Source organism: Mesorhizobium sp. C395A (assembly GCF_030323205.1).
Lineage (GTDB): Bacteria > Pseudomonadota > Alphaproteobacteria > Rhizobiales > Rhizobiaceae > Mesorhizobium.
Genome location: NZ_CP100473.1, coordinates 728,535 through 745,383 on the forward strand (window position 1 = coordinate 728,535; position 16,849 = coordinate 745,383).

The following is a 16,849-nucleotide window of genomic DNA, read 5'->3' on the forward strand; positions in this document are numbered from 1 at the left end:
AGGTGCCCATGTCCGCGCGAATTTTCAGCCCAGCCAAAACCGCGATGCAGTCCGGCAAGGCCAAGACCGGCCATTGGGTGCTGGAATTCGATCCCGCCCAGCGCAAGAAGATCGACCCGCTGATGGGCTACACCACATCGGGCGACATGCTGAGCCAGATCAGGCTGACCTTCGATACCAGGGAAGAAGCGGTGGCCTATGCCGAAAAGCAGGGGCTGGCCTTCCGTGTCGAGGAGCCGAAAGAGACCAAGCGCCGGCAGATTTCCTATGCGGAAAATTTCCGCTATGACCGCAGGATACCCTGGACGCATTGACCGGCGGTCAGCGCCTGGCACATAGACATCAGCCGGCCAAGATATCAAATGCCGGCCAGCGGTCCCGTAGCTCAGCTGGATAGAGCACCGGCCTTCTAAGCCGATGGTCACAGGTTCGAATCCTGTCGGGATCGCCAACAACTTCAAAGAGATAGTGTGGAGGCCTGAGTGGGAATTGAACCCACTACGTCGGTTTTGCAGACCGATGCGTCACCGTCCCGCCCTCAGACCATGGCTCCTTGTGCATTGACCGCGACAGCTAGTCAACTTGGCCAGCCTCTGCTCGCAGGTTCGGACCGCGATCCGGCTGCCACCAGTCGAGATGTTCGGAACGCGGCTCGCGTTCAGGCGTTTGTTGCTGATGGCACCGACAACCCCGACCATTGCGCGCATCTGGCGCGGCAGGACCTTGCCCGACAAGGCCGACGCCTATGAGCGCTACAACTACGAGGTCGGTATCAAGCCGCTGATCGAGAAAGCGCTGGGCGTGCAGACTTTTCGCGAGGACACGCCGACGCATTCGGAATTCATCACCATCTCCTATTGGGAGAGCGTCGAGGCGATGGCCGCCTTTACCGGCGGCGATCCGCAAAGCATCCACCATCTCGACCGCGACAAGGAGTTCCTGATCGAATTGCCGAAGGGTGTCCAGGTGTTGCGCATCCTTTCCAGCCACGGAATGGTTGGCGGCAGCTGATGTTTGCGGGCTTTGACGCCAGGACCGTTCAAATGGAGGAGACATCGATCTTCGTCAGGGCCGGTGGCTCAGGGCCGCCGCTGCTGCTCCTGCATGGCTTTCCCGAAACGCATGTTATGTGGCGGGACATTGCCGTGGCATTGGCGCCGAACTTCAGCGTGGTTGCCGCCGATCTCAGGGGCTACGGCCAAAGTGGTTGTCCGGCTTCCGGAGCCGATCATGCCGCCTATTCCAAACGAGCGATGGCGCGCGACATGGTGCAGGTTATGGACGCACTCGGTTTCGACCGCTTCATGGTTGCCGGCCACGACCGTGGCGGCCGCGTCGCCTACCGCATGGCGCTCGACCACCGTGAAATCGTATCGAAGGTCGCCGTTCTCGACATCGTCCCCACGGCCTCCGCCTGGGATCGGGCCGATGCCAGGTTGGCGCTGGCCTTCTGGCCGTGGAGCCTGCTCGCCCAGCCGGAACCGCTGCCTGAGCGCCTGTTGTCCGCAGCACCCGACGCAGTTGTCGACAATGCGATCGCCGGCTGGGGCTCGGCTCCAGATGCTTTTCCCGCTGAGGTCAGGGCCGCCTATATCGAGGCGCTGCGTGATCCCGCCCATGCCCACGCCATCTGCGAGGAATATCGCGCCGCCGCAGGCATCGACCGCGAGCACGACGCGCAGGACCAGGCTGATGGCTGTCGCATCAGATGCCCGCTGCTTGCGCTCTGGAGCGGCGAGGGCGGGTTGGAGAACTGGTATGCGGAGGAGGGCGGCCCGTTGGCGATCTGGCGGCAATGGGCTGATAACGTCGGAGGCGGCTCGGTCAAGGGTGGGCATTTCTTCCCGGAAGAGCACCCCGAAGACACGGCTGCAAGGCTGTCGAGATTCTTCGCAAGCTGACTACGGGCCGATTGCTAAAATCCGGGCCTGTGTGTTCCTGTGTCGACTATCTCAGATGGCCGAGGGATTGCAGGATCAAAGTGCTCGAAAGACCAAGCAGGGCGATACCGTAAAACCGGTCGATCCACACGGCGTTCGGCCCAGCCAGAAGCCTTGCAGCCCGCGCGCCAAGGGCTGCGTAAAACGTCAGCACAAACACATCGGCAAGCGCGGCGATAATGGCCAGGATGCCATACTGGATCGCGATCGGCTCATCCACGCGGACAAAATGCGGCAGGATCGCGGGGAAAAGCAGCCAGGCCGCCGGATTTGTGACCGCCACCAGGAAGCAGCGCCCAATGAGTGCCTTGGCTGAATGGCGTGTTTCGGGAAGGTTAGGGTTGAACGAAGGTCGGGATGCGGTGCGCAGGGTACCGATGGCGACGAAAAGCAGATAGCCCGCGCCGAACATCCTGAGAGCCGAGAGATAGAATTCCGAAGCCAGCAGAAGAGCGCCGAAGCCCAGCGCGACGATGCTGATAAGAACGAAATCAGACAGTACGACGCCGGCCATGCCGAGAAACGCGCGTCGAAAACCGTAGCGGGAGCCGTTGGTAATGGCGAGCACGACGTCCGGTCCCGGAACCGCCATTCCGAGAACCGACACGAAGGCAAATGTCACCAGCGGCAGGTTTCCCATGACGCCGCGTAATGTACCCGGCGCTCACCGTCCGTAACGCCCTTCACACAGCGGCTTGGCTATCGCCGATTGTTGTTGGCCACCTTGGCTCAGTGCCCGCCGCGCATCTTCACCACCACAGTCCTCACCGCCAGCACCAGCACAGTGATGATGATCAGGATCACCGAGAGCGCGGCGATCGCCGGGTCGATGTTGTCGCGCAGGCCCATCCACATCAGCCGCGGCAGCGTGATGGCGTTGACCGAGGTGATGAACAGGGTGACGCCGATCTCTTCCCAGGACAGCACGAAGGACAGCAGCGCGGCGGTGACGATGCCGAACTTGATGTTGGGCATGATGATGCGCGTGGCGCGTTCCCACACGCCGGCGCCAAGGCCGCGCGCGGCAAGGTCGATGCGGCGGTCGAGCTGGCTGAGCGAGACCAGGATCAGAACCGTGGCGAAAGGCACCGTCATCACCGAATGCGCCATGGCGACGCCGAGCCAGGTGTCGTAGCCGAAGAACGAGCTCATGCCCGAGATCGACGTCAGCAGGAAGTAGAGCGTGATCGCCGAGACCACCGGCGGCACCACCATCGGCAACAGCACGAAGCCGACAAGGGCGGCGGTAAATCGCGGCTGGAACATCCAGGCGCCAAGGCTGAAGCACAGCGCCAGCACGGTGGAGATGACGCTGCTGACGATGCCGATGCGGATCGACAGCAGGATGGCGTCGAGCCAGCGCGGATCCTCGATCAGCGCGCGGTAGTGGCGCAGCGACAGTTCGCCCGTCGGCATAGCCAGCATGCGGCTTGGCGTCAGCGACACCGGGATGACCGCCAACAGCGGCAGCAGCAGGAACAGCGCCACCAGCACGGCGAGGATCAGCGAGACGGGACCGGGGCGATAGGTCGGCATCAGATCAGTTGCTTCGGTCTGACATAGCGGAACAGCAGCGCCATGAGCGCGCCGACGAACAGCACCAGCACGACGCTGATCGCCGCGCCCAGTCCCCAATCGGGACTCTGAAAGATGCGCAGATAGATCAGCTCGGCGATCATCACGCTGCGGCCGCCGCCGAGGATCGCCGGCGTGACGAAGAAGCCGAGCGAGAAGACGAACACGATCATCGCCGAACCGATGATGCCGGAGCGCGTCATCGGCACGAACACGGTCCAGAAGGTGCGCATACGGCTGGAGCCGAGCCCGCGCGCCGCGAGCAGCACGCGCTCGTCGAGGCTGCGCATGGCGGAGGCCAGCGGGAACACCGCGAAGGGAATGAGGAAATGCGTCATGCCGACGATGACGCCGAACTCGTTGCGCACCAGCGCCAGCGGCTCGGAGATGAAGCCGATCGATTGCAGCCAGGTGTTGATCAGGCCGCGGTTGGACAAAAGCGCCACCCAGCCGAAGGCGCGGGTAAGCACCGAGATCCAGAAGGGGACGAGAATGCAGAATTCAGCGATTATGCGCTGTGCCGGGCTGCCGCGCACCCACACCATGGTGATGGCGTATGCCGCCGCCACGGAAACCACGGTGACGATCAGCGCGATGCGCAGCGTGCGGATGAACACAGACTGCACCAGGGCATCGGTGGCGAGCGCGCCATACTGGCCGAGCCCCGGTGTCGGCAAGGTGACGCTCCACTTGACGACGCCGAGGAACGGCCAGGCGTAGGCCAGCACAAGGAACAGGAGCAGCGGCGCCATCAGCACCGCCGCGCCCATCCTGTCGGAGAGGGTGCCTCTCATCGAAGCTCGTGCCCGGCCTGGTCAGGCCGAGATGATCTTGGTGTATTCGTCGAGTGCTGCCCCGTAATTCTTGGCGTACCAATCCATGTCGAGCGCGATCTGCTTCTTCATGTTTTCGGGATCGACCGGGTTAATGCGCTTCTTGTCGGCGGGGATCAGCGCATCGGCGGCCGGATTGGCCGGACCTTGTCCAAGCTTGTCGAACATCACCAGTTGCTTCGCCGGATCCTGGGCGCTGGCGATGAACTTCATCGCTGCGTCCTTGCCGCCGGGGTTGCCCTTGAGCACGGCCAGCGCGCCGGGCGAAATCAGGCCCTGGTCCCAGATGAACTTGATCTTGCCGCCCGAGTCCTGCTCGATCAGCGAGGCGCGGGTCGACCACACGATCGCCATCGAGGCTTCGCCGTTGAGCAGCACGCTCTGGCTCTCGGCGCCGCCGCCCCAATAGGCCACGACGTTTTCCTTGAAAGCGGCGATCTTGTCATGCGCTCGCTTCAGGTCGAGCGGGTAGAGCGAGGCCGGCGCGATGCCGTCTGCAAGCAGCGCTGCTTCCCAGCTCGACACGCCCCATTTGTAGAGCGAGCGCTTGCCCGGAAACTTCTTCACGTCGAAGAAGTCGGCCATGCCGGTCGGCGCGTCCTTGCCGTATTTCTCCGAGTCATAGGCGATGACGTAGGAGAAGAAATAGGTCGAGGCCGCGTATTCCCAGCCGAAGCCTTCTCGCATCTTCTTCTTGTCGACGACGGCGTAGTCGATCGGCTCGAGCGCACCCTGGGCGCCGAGCGTGATGGCCGAGAACGGGTCGACATCGACGAGATCCCAGGTCGGCGCGCCGCTCTTGAACTGTGCGGCAATCGCGCCTTCGGTGGGGCCCGAACCGTCCATCTTGACGGCGATGCCGGTCTCCTTGGCGAAGGCCTGGCCATAGGCGGCGTCATAAGCGGTGAGGGCATCGCCACCCCAGTTGACCAGCACCAGTTCCTTGGCCTGCGCAAACGCGCCGGTCGAGCGCAGCAGCATCGGCGTGCCGGCCAGCACGAAGGCTGCAAGCTGGGTGAATTGCCGGCGCGAAATCTCGCCGCGCACAGCCCGGGCGGATAGCGCGTCCATGGCTTGTTTTTTGCTTTGGTCTGTCATTTTAGTTCCCCTTTTTCGTTGTTGGTTCCGGTGGTTATGGCGCGCTCCAGATTCTTTGCTGGAAGACTTCGCCGTTCTCGTCGTCATCCTCCGTCCGGAAGGAGGAAACCCTTTTCCGCCGGCCAGGTCAGCCAGACGGAATTGCCTTTGCTCAGCGCCGCCGCCGCGACCTCATTCGGCACCGAGACGGTCACCTTGGCGCCCTGGCGTGTCGTCAGATCGAGTTTGGTCGCCGCACCCAGATAGGTCGAGCCGATGGCGGTGGCGGCAATGCCGTTCTCGCCGGCGGCGGCTTCGCGCGCGATCGACATATGTTCGGGCCGGATCGCCAATATGGCGTTGCCGTTCACCGCCTCGGCATTGCCGCGCAGCGTGATCGCGCGGTCTTCGCAGAGCGCGGTGGCGCCATTGTCGGCGCGCTTCACGCCCTTGAGCGGCAGCATGTTGATCTCGCCCAGGAACTCAGCGACGAAACGATTGGCCGGCCGGTCATACACCTCGTCCGGTGCACCGACCTGCAGCAATTTGCCATGGTTGAAGATGGCGACGCGCGACGACAGCGCCAGCGCCTCGCTCTGGTCGTGGGTAACGAAGACGAAGGTGGTGCCGGTCTCCTGATGCAGCCGCTTCATCTCGGCCTGCATCTGGCCGCGCAGGCTCTTGTCGAGCGCCGAGAACGGCTCGTCGAGGAGCAGCACGCCGGGTTCGAACACCAAAGCGCGGGCCAACGCCACGCGCTGCTGCTGGCCGCCGGAAAGCTGCGCCGGCAGTTTCGTCTCATGGCCCTTGAGGCCGACGCGCTCGATCATCTCGGCAACGCGGCGCTTGATCTCGAAAGCCGATTTCTTGCGTACCTTGAGCGGGAAAGCGATGTTGGCCTCGACCGACATATGGGGGAACAGCGCATAGCCCTGGAACACCATGCCGGCGGCACGCTGTTCGGCCGGCCGCTCGGTGATGTCGATGCCGTCGCTGAAAAGCTTGCCGGCGGTCGGTTGCACGAAGCCGGCGAGGATCATCAGGAATGTGGTCTTGCCCGAGCCGGAGGGACCGAGCAGCGTCAAAAACTCGCCGCGGCCGATATTGAGCGTCAGGTCGTCCAGCGCCCGGAACGAGCCGAAGCTCTTGCCGATCCCGATTGCCTTGATCTCTGCGGCCCGGCCGGGTTGCTGCATCCTGCCTCTTCCTTGATCGTGGCTTGAGCGTAGGGCAGGGCCCCGGCTCACCGCAACCGAATAGTTTTCGCCTGATCGGCAAATTTGATTCACGGATGGGGGCTAGTACGGGCTGATCCGGTTCTCCGACAGCTTCGACCTCAACCACCCATTGAACGCTTCCAGCACCGGGTGGCTGGCCTTGGCATGTTCCGACACCAGGAAATACGAGCGCGGCGAGGGGATCGCGATGTCGAAGGGGCGCACCAGACGGCCTTCGCTCAGCGCCCGGCGGCTGGTCAGCTCGTCGCCCATGGCGATGCCCTGGCCGGCGATCGCCGCGGAAAAAACGAGGTTCATGTCCGAGAAGAAGATGCCGCCTTCGGTGTCGGGGTTTTCCACCTTGGACAGCGCCAGCCAGCGCGCCCAGTCCTCGGTGTCGCCGAGATGCAGGAGATTGGCGCGCAGCACATCGGCCGGTTTTGAAAAGCCGCCGACCTTGTTGAGCAGTGTCGGGCTGCAAAGTGGCGTGAACGAGATTTCGCACAGCAACTCCACCGAGCGGTTCGGCCAGTTGCCCACGCCGAAGGCAATGAAGGCATCGGCGTCCGGATTGCTGACATCGTCCAGCCGCCGCGGTGTCAGGATCGACAGCGCCACATCCGGATACATCTGCCGGAACTCGCCGATGTGGGTGCATAAAAACAGAGAGGCGAAGCCCGGCGTGCAGGAAACGGCGAACGAACCGCCGACGCCGGTGCCGGCCTGGCGCGTTACCGCATCGCCAAGCACGGTCAGCGCCTTCCTCACATCGGCGGCATAGCGCTGGCCGCGCGGTGTCAGCGCCACGCCCTTGCCGATGCGCTCCAGCAGGTCGAAGCCGAGGTCGCGTTCGAGGAGCCGCAACTGATGGCTGACGGCGCTGCGGGTGAGGTGCAGTTCGTCGGCGGCGCGCCAGACGCTGCCGTGACGGGCAAAACTGTCGAGGGCGCGCAGCGCCTGTGTGGAAGGTATTCGCAAGAGGCCTCAGGTGAACCGAATTTGCATGAACCGGAAAAACATATCACTTTTTGCAATGCCGCTTCACTGCTTTCTTGGGCCGCATGGAGAAACCGGTGACGACCTCGGCGCAAGCCACCGCGCTTGCCTGTCTCGATGGCATCCAGCCGTCGCTGTCGGCGTGGACGCGCACCATTTTCGATTTCGGCGAAACAGCCTGGCGCGAATACCAGTCGGCGGCCTGGTATGTGGCGCGGCTGAAGCATGAGGGCTTTTCGGTCGAGGAAGGGTCGGCCGGCATGCCGACCGCCTTTTGCGCCCACTGGACGAATGGCCCGGGGCCGACCATCGGCATGTACGGCGAATACGACGCCGTGCCCGGCAACTGCCAGGACGCGGCAACGGTGAACCGATCGCGGCCGGGCCTCGGCAGCGAGGCCGGCGGCCACACCGATCCGCATTCCGGGCTTGGCATTGCCGGCCTCGGCGGACTTCTCGCCACCAAGGCGGCAATGCAACGCCACGGCATCAAGGGGACGCTGCGCTTCACCGGCGAGCCGGCCGAGAAGGTCAGGGGCTCGAAGCCGATCCATGCAGCCAAAGGCTATTATGACGGCCTTGCCGGCATGATCTCGTTCCATCCCTTCTATATGCTGCCGCTCTGCAACACGGCGCGCTGGGACACGCATTGCGGCGCGGCCTACGCGATGATCTACCGTTTTGTCTGCGACGAACCCGAAAACTGGGTTCGCGCAAGCGATGGCGCGCCGATCCCGCAGGCGCATTCGGCGGTGCGGGCGCCCGGCGCCAATGACGCGCTGATGACGATGTACATGACCTCCAAGGCGCTGCGCGATTCCATGCTGCCTCACCAGGGCGGCTGGTCGATCAGCGAGGCGATCCTCACCGCCGGGCAGGCGACCGCCGACAATCTGCCGGCGGGGCTGGCCGAGATCCAGTACATGATCCGCGTGCCGACCATCGCCATGGCAGAGCAGGTCACCGCGGTGCTCGACCGTAATGCGGCCGCGGCCGCGGCGATCAGCGGTTGTCGCTATGAGCGCCATTGGGTGTCGAAGTCGAGGCCGGGCCTCGCCAATCACGCCATGGCGGGGATTGCCTATGAGGCGCTGTCCACCGTTGGCGCTCCGAGCTGGGACGAGGCGGCGAAAGCGATCGGTCGCGAGGTCCAGGTCAATGCCGGCGGCACCGCGACCGACAACCCTTTCATCGACGAGATGGAGCGGCTGGTTGCGCCGCAAGAGGCCGAGGCAATCCTGCGCCGCGATTTGCCTCCGTCGCAGATCAACTCGACCTCCGACGACTACACCGACATGTCGTGGCACACGCCGACCGCACGCTTCTATGTCGCCCGCCCGGCGCTGCGCTCGGCGAATGGCCATGCCTATCCATCCTGGGCGATGAACGCGCTGGGCGGTATCTCGGCCACCATCGACCCGATGGTCATTTGCGCCGCCAAGACGGTTGCGCTTGCAGCCCTCCGCCTGCTCGAGGACAAGTCCGCGCGCGATGCGGCCATGGACGAATTCGTCACCCGCACTGGCGGCGGCGTCGGCGGCTCGAACTGGATCGCGCCGCTTTGCGACTATGACCCGCCGATCAATTTCCGCTGGCCGGAATATGTCACCACCGCGCGCGGACGCGATTGGTGGATTCCGAGCAGCCAATCCAATCAAGCTGCATAGTCAAATCGAGGAGAACCTTATGACCGTCCATGACCGCATCGTCGCCGAACCGTTCTCGCTGCAGCGCCGCAATCCCGCCGGCGGCACCAAGCCGCTGACGTCATGGGGCTTTGCCAACGAGACCGACGTGCTGACAGACGTGTTGCTCGGCTCGCCAAACTTCCTGCGCCACCTCTCGACCAGCTCGCTCTCGCGCAAGCATTTGCGCGAAGCGCCCTGCAACGTTCAGATCGCCCAGGCGCAGCACAAGGACCTCGTCGCCGCCTATGAGCATTTCGGCGTCAACATCCACTGGCACGAGCCGACGCCGGAACTGCCGATGCAGGTCTATTCCAGAGACTCCAGCGTCATGACGCCCTACGGCGCCTTCATCACCGCCATGGCCAATTGGTGGCGGCGCGGCGAGAACTATGCCGCCATCCGCACCTATGAAAAGCTCGGCATCCCCATCTACGACATGGTCACGGCTGGCACCTTCGAAGGCGGCGACTTCAACGTCATCGAGGAGGGCGTGGTGCTGATCGGCTGCGGCGGCGCCCGCACGCAGGAAGAGGGCGCCCGGCAGGTGCAGGACTGGTTCGAAAAGGAAGGCTGGGAAACGCGCCTCGCCTTCATCGACGAATATTATGTCCATATCGACCTGATGGTGGTGCCGATCGCTGAAAAGCTCACCGCGGTGTGCCTCGCCTGCACCGAGCCCGGCATTGTCGACTGGCTGAAGGGCAAGGGCCACGAGATCATCGACGTGCCCTTCCAGGACACGATGGCGCTCGGCTGCAACTTCATGTCGCTGGGCAAGGACAGGGTCATCGCGCCGACGTCGAGCCAGTCGCTGATCGGCCAGCTCAAGGCACGCGGCTTCGAGGTTGCTGCCGTCGACATGAGCGAGATTTCCAAGACCGGCGGCGGCATTCACTGCATGGCGCAGGCGCTCAAGCGCGAGCCGGCGTAAGGGCACGAATTGCCGCCGGGACCTGTGACGGAATGCTGTCAGATTTGACAAAACAGGCCTGGCAGAGGAAATTGATGCCATTAGAGGAGGGATTCTGTGAAGAAAACTTACGAAAAGCCGAGTCTGGCCAAAGCCGGCAAACTCGGATCGCTGGTCGCTTCAAACCCGTCGAAGCCCGCCCCCTGAGCGCAACCAGCCGCTGAAGGCCGAAATTCGGTCGTCCTGGTTACCGGCGACCGGATCGCGCTGTATGATTGAAGGGAGCCCGCCGGCTTTGAACGGCGGGCTTTTTGCTTTGCGCCAGAGCGCCGCCGCGTCAACTGGCTAGCCCAGTCTTCCCGACCCTGAATTGAACTTGCGCCGGGCGTTTTCCAGATGCGCGCGCATCGCCTGGCCGGCCGATTCCGGGTCGTGGCGCTCGATCGCCTCGAACACCGCCTGGTGGCCGGCAAAACTCCTGCGGTTTTCGATCTCCGTATTGGCCACGTGGATGCGCTGGTTGATCAGCCATTCGACCTAGCCGATGATTTGAAAACCAAGCCAGCTTCCCCAAAAGATCATGCCCAAACAAAGCCATAGCGCGAAGACCACATGCGCGCTGTTCCCGCCCGCCCGGCGATCAGGGAGTGGCTGGCGTGAGATGGCCGCGCTGACGACGGAACGAGATCGCCTCGTCTGGCCGGCCGGACTCGCGACGGCGTGGTCCGGCCGGAATTCCATCTGCTATGCGGGTATCAATACGGCGATGCGATGCACGCCGACCTCCTTGCTTGTATTCGTCGCTTCATCGGTCTTGCCCTTGGAGCAGGTGTACATATCACCCGTCTTGAGCTTGAATTCCTTGTCCGCTTTCTTGATCGTGAATGCACCTGAGGTAATGGTGCACACCATGTCGTTGTCCATCACGGTTTGAGGAGCATGTGCTCCGGGCTGAAACACAACGTCGATAATTGCGATGCTCTTGTAGGCGGGAATGTCAGCATTGCCGGTGCCGACCTCCACCACCCTGACACCGGGCGCAATCTCCTTGCCCTCTTTCGGGCCGTATTTCTTGATTTTTGCCGATGCCGCCAAGGTGAACAAAGGCGCTACCGCGGCGGTCGTCAGACCGAGGGCAATTGCAGACCTGCGATTCATGGTTTTCATTGCATCCTCCCGATGCTCGTCATGCATGGATATGCATGACCTCGATATATTAGCACGAACGAATTTACTTGTATGCAAGCGGCTGGGGCGCAGGCCAGCAAAGGGTATCGCTCCGGCGGGTAAGTCTATTTCACTGCAGCTTCCGCCGGAACTTCGAATGACAGCTCGAGCAATCCTGCAGGATCAGGTGCAGGAGATGCTCCGCCGGCACTTTGGTAGGATCGACTTCCACGGTGCTCGGCCGCTTGCCGAGCAGGCTGCCGCCGCCCATCGCCAGGCCGGTGCCCATGCGCATGTCATCGGTGATGACGGCCGGCGCGCTTTCGGCCTTGGCGGCCAGCGCGCGCGCCAGCGCCCCGATATGATTTGCAAGCGCCTCGAATTCCGCCCGTGACTGATCGATCTCCAGCCTGGCCTGCGAAGGCGGTCCAAGCGAGCCGCTCGGAAATTCGGCAATCAGGGCAGGGCCGGTGCGTGCGCGCAGCGTGTCCGCTGCCGCCTTGAAGGCTGCGGCGTCATAGGGTTGCCTGCGGTCGAACATGCCGGCAACGGTTTTCGCAGCCGCCGCCATCTCCTTCATCGACGCCTGGCGGGCCGCGACGATCGGTCCGCTGCCGACGGAGGCGCCCATCGTAAGGGCACAGACCAGCCACAGCAGCGCCGCTTTCACAGTCCATCTCACGGCGCCATGTCCTTGCCCCATCCATCCGTGCTCAGCCAGCCGCAGCAGGGGTTCGACCTGCAGTCGGATTCTTCAGTCGTGATGCCGGTTCTCATCGGTAAATTTCCGTCGCCGGAGGTCTCCGTCTCTGAGCAGATAGACCTTCCAGCCACCGGAAGGTCAACTGATTGAGAAGGCCGATCAGCGGGCAATCAGCACAGGCTTGCAGCAAGCTGACGCAGCGTTTCCTTGACTTGGATCGCAAAAACGGGCAGCAAGGCGGGGGTGAGGGAGAGCATTCTACCGTGGCGCAGACCATGGAGTGCTCTTTTTTTCGTATCAGGCGCCGCATAATCGGTGGCTGATGGAGGGATTGGTTAACCAACTTTGTCCATCTTTTGATTCAATCGGCAACAGAAGCGAAAGGTGCAGGGGGCACCAGCGAACTGTGGATGTCACGGATGCGAGGGTCGCAAGCCTGCATGCCGATTGAGAGTGGTTGTATGGCGTTTTTGCGTTTGAAAGACCGGGGCGATACTCCTGAACGGGGTTTGACTTCGAAGAGATCCGGCCAGCGCTGGGTGGTGGTGCCGGTTGTCGGCGCGGCCTTGGCGCTGTGGTCGGTGGCAACCATGGCCGGCCTCTATTCGCTCGGTACCTCGCTCACCGCAGCCTCCAACAGCCTTCCGCACAGTCTGCTTCTGCCGAACGCAGCACTTGCCGATTCGCGCCGCAGCCTCGCCAATTCGTGGGCGCCTCGGCTTTCGGCGCAAAAATCACAGGCCTCGCTGCTCAGCCAATGCGACGCCGGCTGCGCGCAAGCCGCCGCGAACTTCGCGCATGACGGCAAGATGGCGCGGCTGAAGCCGGCCGCGCACGCTGTGGCCTCGAGCATTGTCGCCTCAAACATTGCGCCAAACACCAGCGTCGCTCTCGCCACTTCGCGCGGCATGCGCTTCGACGGCGTGGTGGCCAAGGCAGAACTGTCGCCGCAAAAGCTGGCTGCCGCCTTCGCCAGGGCCTCGAATGCGCCGTTCATGCTTGCCAGCCTTCCGGTCGCTGCCCGTTTCGCCGAAGTCCGGCTGCCCGATCAGCATGGCCCCGCTTCGGAACGCTTTGGGCTGGAAGTGGCTGAGATCGAACGCTCATCGCGCCTGGCGCTGGCGCTGGCCAACAGCTTGCCGGAAGACGCTGACATGCTGGCCCCGCCGCCGGCCGTTGAAGCAATCGCCGGAGGGCAGGATCCTGAGCAGGCCGAGGTTCAGGTCGCTTCGCTGCCGCCGCAGGACGATCTGCCCGACAACATTGCGTTGCCGGGTTGGCGTCCACGCGCCGAAACCGCTCAGCCTGCCGAGGCTCGGCAAGCCAGCAAACCCAGGGCAGCCAAGCCACAGACCGACAGGGCGGCCGAGAGCCCCGCACCCCAGTCGCCGGGCAATTCGTCGCCGCGCTCGCCACGCAGTACTTCGGAGGTTGCCGCACTGCCTGGCGTGCCAGAAAGCCAGAGCATCCAATCAAGCCGGATCAAACCTGGCAAACGGTCGAAGACACAGGCCGGCGAGATGCTGGCCTATGCCAAGCCGGACGTCCCGGCGGGCGGTGTCGGTCGCGCCTTCAAGGATCTGTTCGCCACGCCCGGAATGGGCGGCGGCGTCGCCGTCTACGATATCTCGGCCAAGACCGTCTACATGCCGGACGGCTCGCGGCTGGAGGCCCATTCGGGGCTGGGTTCGATGGTCGACCAGCCGCGCTTCGTGCACAAGAAGAATGTCGGCCCGACGCCGCCCAACACCTATGATCTGCGTCTTCGAGAATCCCGCTTCCATGGCGTCGAGGCGCTCCGTCTCACTCCCGTCAGCGGCGGCAACAAGTACGGTCGCGACGGCCTGCTCGCCCACACCTACATGCTGCGCGGCGGCCGTGCGGAATCCAATGGCTGCGTCGTCTTCAAGGACTACGCCCGCTTCCTTGCCGCCTACAAGAAGGGCAAGATTAAGCGCCTCGTCGTCGTGCCGCGCCTGACCAAGCCGCTGACGCGGGTCGCTCAGGAAGGCCGGGGAGCGTAAGGCAGTAGGCAGTAGGCAGTAGGCAGTAGGCAGTAGGCAGTAGGCAGTAGGGCCCAGGAGCGTCCATCGCCTGTTGATTGTTTTTCTGCCCCTATTGCCTATTCCCCACTGCCTATTCCCTTTTCACCCCCAGGCAGACTATGAGTGACCCCTGCGGGTCGGCTTCACCACGAGGACATCCATGACAATACGCGCTGTCGTTTGGGGCGAGAACATCCATGAGCGGACCAATGAGGTGGTCGCAGCCCTCTATCCCGAGGGCATGCACACGACCATCGCCAAGGCGCTGAATGCCGACAAGGCGATCTCCGCCTCGACCGCCACGCTCGAGCAGCCGGAGCACGGCCTGCCGGCCGACCGTCTGGCCGAGACCGACGTGCTGGTCTGGTGGGGCCACAAGGATCATGGCGCGGTGGCCGACGAGATCGTCGAGCGCGTCGCCCGCCGGGTCTTTGAAGGCATGGGGCTGATCGTTCTCCATTCCGGCCATTTCTCGAAAATCTTCAAGCGGCTGATGGGCACGCCCTGCACGCTGAAATGGCGCGAGGCGGGTGAGCGCGAGCGGCTCTGGGCGACCAGTCCCAGCCATCCGATCGCCGAAGGCGTCGGCGAATATTTCGAGCTCGAGAATGAAGAAATGTATGGCGAGCAGTTCGCCGTGCCCGAACCGCTGGAGACCGTCTTCATCTCCTGGTTCCAGGGCGGCGAGGTGTTCCGTTCTGGGCTGACCTATCGCCGCGGCGCCGGCAATGTCTTCTACTTCCGCCCGGGCCACGAGACCTATCCGACCTATCACGACGCCAATGTGCACAAGGTGCTGCGCAATGCGGTTAAGTGGGCGCACAATCCGCAGGGCACCAAGTCGGCGATCCTTGAGGCGCCGAACGTGCCGGTCGAAAAGGCGCTGGAGCCGATCGTCGAGCGCGGCGGCAAGCTGCACGTTTCGGGCGAGGCCGGCTACCGCTAAAGCAAAGTCCAGGAAAAAAGGCGTAGCGGCTTTCCGCATGGGTTTCCTAGACCGTATCTGCGCCATATGATTGAATCGAACCAATTCGCTCGGAGTGCAGAGAATGCGGCTTTTGATACTGGGTACCGGCTGGATGGCGCAGGAGCATGCCCGCCGTTTCGGCGGCATCGACGGCGTCGAGATCGTCGGTGCTGCCGACGTCGATGAAAAGCGCGTGGGCGAATTCGCCGACGGGTTCAAGATATCGAAGCGATTCACATCGCTGGAAGACGCGCTGGCGTGGGGCGAGTTCGATGCGGTCGCCAACGTCACGCCCGATCGCATCCATCATCCGACGACCATGGCGCTGATTGCGGCCGGCAAGCCGGTGCTGTGCGAAAAGCCGCTGGCCGAAGACTTCGGCAAGGCAAGCGAGATGGCCAACGCGGCTGAGGCAGCCGGCATCGTCAACATGGTCAACCTCACCTATCGCAATGTCGCTGCCTTGCAGAAGGCGCGGCAGATGGTGCTGGCCGGCGAGATCGGCACCGTCCGCCACGTCGAGTCCTCCTATCTGCAGAGCTGGCTGGTGTCGAAATTCTGGGGCGACTGGCGCGCCGACCCGAAATGGCTGTGGCGGCTGTCGCGCGACCACGGCTCCAACGGCGTGCTCGGCGATGTCGGCATCCACATCCTCGATTTCGCCAGCTATGGCGCCGCACTCGACATCGACCACGTGTTTTGCCGGCTGCGCACCTTCGATAAGGCGCCAGGCAACCGCATCGGCGAATACGACCTCGACGCCAATGACAGCTTCGCCATGACGCTGGATTTCTCCAACGGCGCCTTTGGCGTCGTTCACGCCAGCCGCTGGGCGACCGGCCACATCAACGAATTGCGCCTGCGCATCTATGGAGACAAGGGCGGCATCGAAGTCGTGCACAATCTCGAGGGTTCGGAACTGAAGGCGTGTGTCGGCGAGGATATCGAGAACGCCAAATGGCAGGTGCTCGACGCCGGCACGGTGCCGACCAATTACCAGCGCTTCGTCGATGCGGTTCGCAGCGGCGTGCAGGCCGAGCCTTCATTCCACCATGCCGCCGAACTGCAGAAGGTGCTGGATCTAGCCATGGTTTCGGAACAGAAGCGGACGGAACTGAGGGCCAGCGCCGATACGCAGTGATGTGAAGGGAGGAAGAAACAATGGTCACGCGCCGCGCGCAATGTCTCTGCGGCCAGCTTTCAGCCGTCTGTTCGGGCGAGCCGGTGCGCATCTCGGTCTGTCATTGCCTCGACTGCAAGCGCCGCACCGGCAGCGCCTTCAGCTACAATGTCCGGTTTGCGCAAGCTGATGTATCGATCGAGGGACGGGCGAAGCAGTTCACGCGCACCGGCGACGAGGGCGGCCGCGTCATCTACAATTTCTGCCCGGAGTGCGGCGCCGCCGTCCACTATCGCATCGACACGCAGCCCGGTGTGATCGCCATTCCCGTCGGCGCCTTCGCCGACCCGTCGTTCCCGCCGCCATTTCAGTCTTTTTACCACGAAAGCCGGCGCTGTGAGTGGGTCGAGATCAATGCCGAGCCGCTGGCGACGTTCGACTGAAGGCCGCTTTTTGGATACCCGGAACCGTCCGCACGCTCCGCGCCTTCAAGAGGGCATCGCCCCTGATTGCCATTGCCGGGCCGTTAGCCATCGCGCTCGGCTGCCCCATGAATAGGCATAAGTCAAGACGAATCCGGCTTGCGGCCCGATTGCTGACATGCTTACCTG

The 16,849-nt window shown here is 63.4% G+C and carries 18 protein-coding genes and 2 tRNA genes; 10 read left to right on the forward strand and 10 right to left on the reverse strand.

Annotated features, from left to right (window positions below):
* Nucleotides 1-8 precede the first annotated feature (8 nt).
* Together NLY37_RS03520 and NLY37_RS03525 are read left to right on the forward strand one after the other, a co-directional pair.
* On the forward strand, nucleotides 9-314 hold the full coding sequence (locus NLY37_RS03520; protein ID WP_023670294.1) for an ETC complex I subunit: 306 nt from the start codon (nucleotides 9-11) through the stop codon (nucleotides 312-314).
* A 60-nt stretch (nucleotides 315-374) separates the two neighbouring features.
* A tRNA-Arg gene (locus NLY37_RS03525) sits at nucleotides 375-451 on the forward strand.
* Between the two features lie 20 nt (nucleotides 452-471).
* Here the strand turns inward: NLY37_RS03525 and NLY37_RS03530 are convergent.
* Nucleotides 472-545, reverse strand: a tRNA-Cys gene (locus NLY37_RS03530).
* Between the two features lie 130 nt (nucleotides 546-675).
* On the opposite strand from NLY37_RS03530, the gene NLY37_RS03535 reads away from it, so the two are divergent.
* Together NLY37_RS03535 and NLY37_RS03540 are read left to right on the forward strand one after the other, a co-directional pair.
* Nucleotides 676-1,011: an antibiotic biosynthesis monooxygenase family protein gene (locus tag NLY37_RS03535; protein ID WP_031246330.1), complete on the forward strand. Its 336-nt coding sequence runs from the start codon at nucleotides 676-678 to the stop codon at nucleotides 1,009-1,011.
* The gene (locus tag NLY37_RS03540) at nucleotides 1,011-1,901 is read left to right on the forward strand and encodes an alpha/beta fold hydrolase (RefSeq protein WP_023742343.1); all 891 of its coding nucleotides are present in this window, start codon (nucleotides 1,011-1,013) and stop codon (nucleotides 1,899-1,901) included. The genes NLY37_RS03535 and NLY37_RS03540 overlap by 1 nt, the downstream gene beginning before the upstream one ends.
* A 46-nt stretch (nucleotides 1,902-1,947) precedes the next feature.
* On the opposite strand, the gene NLY37_RS03545 is transcribed toward NLY37_RS03540, so the two are convergent.
* The 6 genes from NLY37_RS03545 to NLY37_RS03570 all read right to left on the reverse strand — a co-directional run bounded on the left by NLY37_RS03545 (nucleotide 1,948) and on the right by NLY37_RS03570 (nucleotide 7,620).
* Nucleotides 1,948-2,562 (reverse strand): LysE family translocator, encoded by a 615-nt coding sequence (locus tag NLY37_RS03545; RefSeq protein ID WP_245261757.1) that lies wholly within the window; start codon nucleotides 2,560-2,562, stop codon nucleotides 1,948-1,950.
* Nucleotides 2,563-2,669: 107 nt separating this feature from the next.
* Nucleotides 2,670-3,476, reverse strand: coding sequence for an ABC transporter permease (locus NLY37_RS03550; RefSeq protein ID WP_023742344.1), 807 nt, complete (start codon nucleotides 3,474-3,476; stop codon nucleotides 2,670-2,672).
* Nucleotides 3,476-4,309, reverse strand: a complete 834-nt coding sequence (locus NLY37_RS03555) for an ABC transporter permease (RefSeq protein WP_023670301.1) — start codon at nucleotides 4,307-4,309, stop codon at nucleotides 3,476-3,478. The genes NLY37_RS03550 and NLY37_RS03555 overlap by 1 nt, the downstream gene beginning before the upstream one ends.
* Nucleotides 4,310-4,330: 21 nt before the next feature.
* Complete coding sequence (locus NLY37_RS03560) at nucleotides 4,331-5,446, reverse strand: ABC transporter substrate-binding protein (RefSeq protein WP_023742345.1); 1,116 nt, start codon at nucleotides 5,444-5,446, stop codon at nucleotides 4,331-4,333.
* 83 nt (nucleotides 5,447-5,529) lie between these two features.
* Nucleotides 5,530-6,621 (reverse strand): ABC transporter ATP-binding protein, encoded by a 1,092-nt coding sequence (locus NLY37_RS03565; RefSeq protein ID WP_023742346.1) that lies wholly within the window; start codon nucleotides 6,619-6,621, stop codon nucleotides 5,530-5,532.
* A 102-nt stretch (nucleotides 6,622-6,723) separates the two neighbouring features.
* Complete coding sequence (locus tag NLY37_RS03570; RefSeq protein ID WP_023684774.1) at nucleotides 6,724-7,620, reverse strand: LysR substrate-binding domain-containing protein; 897 nt, start codon at nucleotides 7,618-7,620, stop codon at nucleotides 6,724-6,726.
* Nucleotides 7,621-7,703: 83 nt separating this feature from the next.
* Between NLY37_RS03570 and NLY37_RS03575 the strand changes: the two genes are divergently transcribed.
* Complete coding sequence (locus tag NLY37_RS03575) at nucleotides 7,704-9,305, forward strand: zinc-binding metallopeptidase family protein (protein WP_031246332.1); 1,602 nt, start codon at nucleotides 7,704-7,706, stop codon at nucleotides 9,303-9,305.
* Between the two features lie 19 nt (nucleotides 9,306-9,324).
* Nucleotides 9,325-10,257 carry a dimethylarginine dimethylaminohydrolase family protein gene (locus tag NLY37_RS03580; protein ID WP_023693913.1) on the forward strand — a complete coding sequence of 311 codons (933 nt, stop codon included), beginning with the start codon at nucleotides 9,325-9,327 and terminating at the stop codon, nucleotides 10,255-10,257.
* 324 nt (nucleotides 10,258-10,581) lie between these two features.
* On the opposite strand, the gene NLY37_RS03585 is transcribed toward NLY37_RS03580, so the two are convergent.
* The 3 genes from NLY37_RS03585 to NLY37_RS03595 all read right to left on the reverse strand — a co-directional run bounded on the left by NLY37_RS03585 (nucleotide 10,582) and on the right by NLY37_RS03595 (nucleotide 12,085).
* Entirely contained in the window at nucleotides 10,582-10,743 is a 162-nt protein-coding gene (locus NLY37_RS03585; protein WP_023742348.1) for an FCD domain-containing protein, read from the reverse strand.
* A 237-nt stretch (nucleotides 10,744-10,980) separates the two neighbouring features.
* Nucleotides 10,981-11,403, reverse strand: a complete 423-nt coding sequence (locus tag NLY37_RS03590; RefSeq protein ID WP_023684778.1) for a hypothetical protein — start codon at nucleotides 11,401-11,403, stop codon at nucleotides 10,981-10,983.
* Nucleotides 11,404-11,533: 130 nt separating this feature from the next.
* Nucleotides 11,534-12,085, reverse strand: coding sequence for a cytochrome c (locus NLY37_RS03595; RefSeq protein WP_031246333.1), 552 nt, complete (start codon nucleotides 12,083-12,085; stop codon nucleotides 11,534-11,536).
* A gap of 530 nt (nucleotides 12,086-12,615) precedes the next feature.
* On the opposite strand from NLY37_RS03595, the gene NLY37_RS03600 reads away from it, so the two are divergent.
* The 4 genes from NLY37_RS03600 (at nucleotide 12,616) to NLY37_RS03615 (ending at nucleotide 16,681) form a co-directional block, all read left to right on the forward strand.
* Entirely contained in the window at nucleotides 12,616-14,130 is a 1,515-nt protein-coding gene (locus NLY37_RS03600; protein WP_023742350.1) for a DUF2778 domain-containing protein, read from the forward strand.
* Nucleotides 14,131-14,311: 181 nt separating this feature from the next.
* Nucleotides 14,312-15,097 (forward strand): ThuA domain-containing protein, encoded by a 786-nt coding sequence (locus NLY37_RS03605; protein ID WP_023742351.1) that lies wholly within the window; start codon nucleotides 14,312-14,314, stop codon nucleotides 15,095-15,097.
* Nucleotides 15,098-15,200: 103 nt separating this feature from the next.
* Nucleotides 15,201-16,259, forward strand: a complete 1,059-nt coding sequence (locus NLY37_RS03610) for a Gfo/Idh/MocA family protein (RefSeq protein WP_023742352.1) — start codon at nucleotides 15,201-15,203, stop codon at nucleotides 16,257-16,259.
* Nucleotides 16,260-16,279: 20 nt separating this feature from the next.
* Nucleotides 16,280-16,681 (forward strand): GFA family protein, encoded by a 402-nt coding sequence (locus NLY37_RS03615; RefSeq protein ID WP_023670313.1) that lies wholly within the window; start codon nucleotides 16,280-16,282, stop codon nucleotides 16,679-16,681.
* The last annotated feature ends 168 nt before the right edge of the window (nucleotides 16,682-16,849 follow it).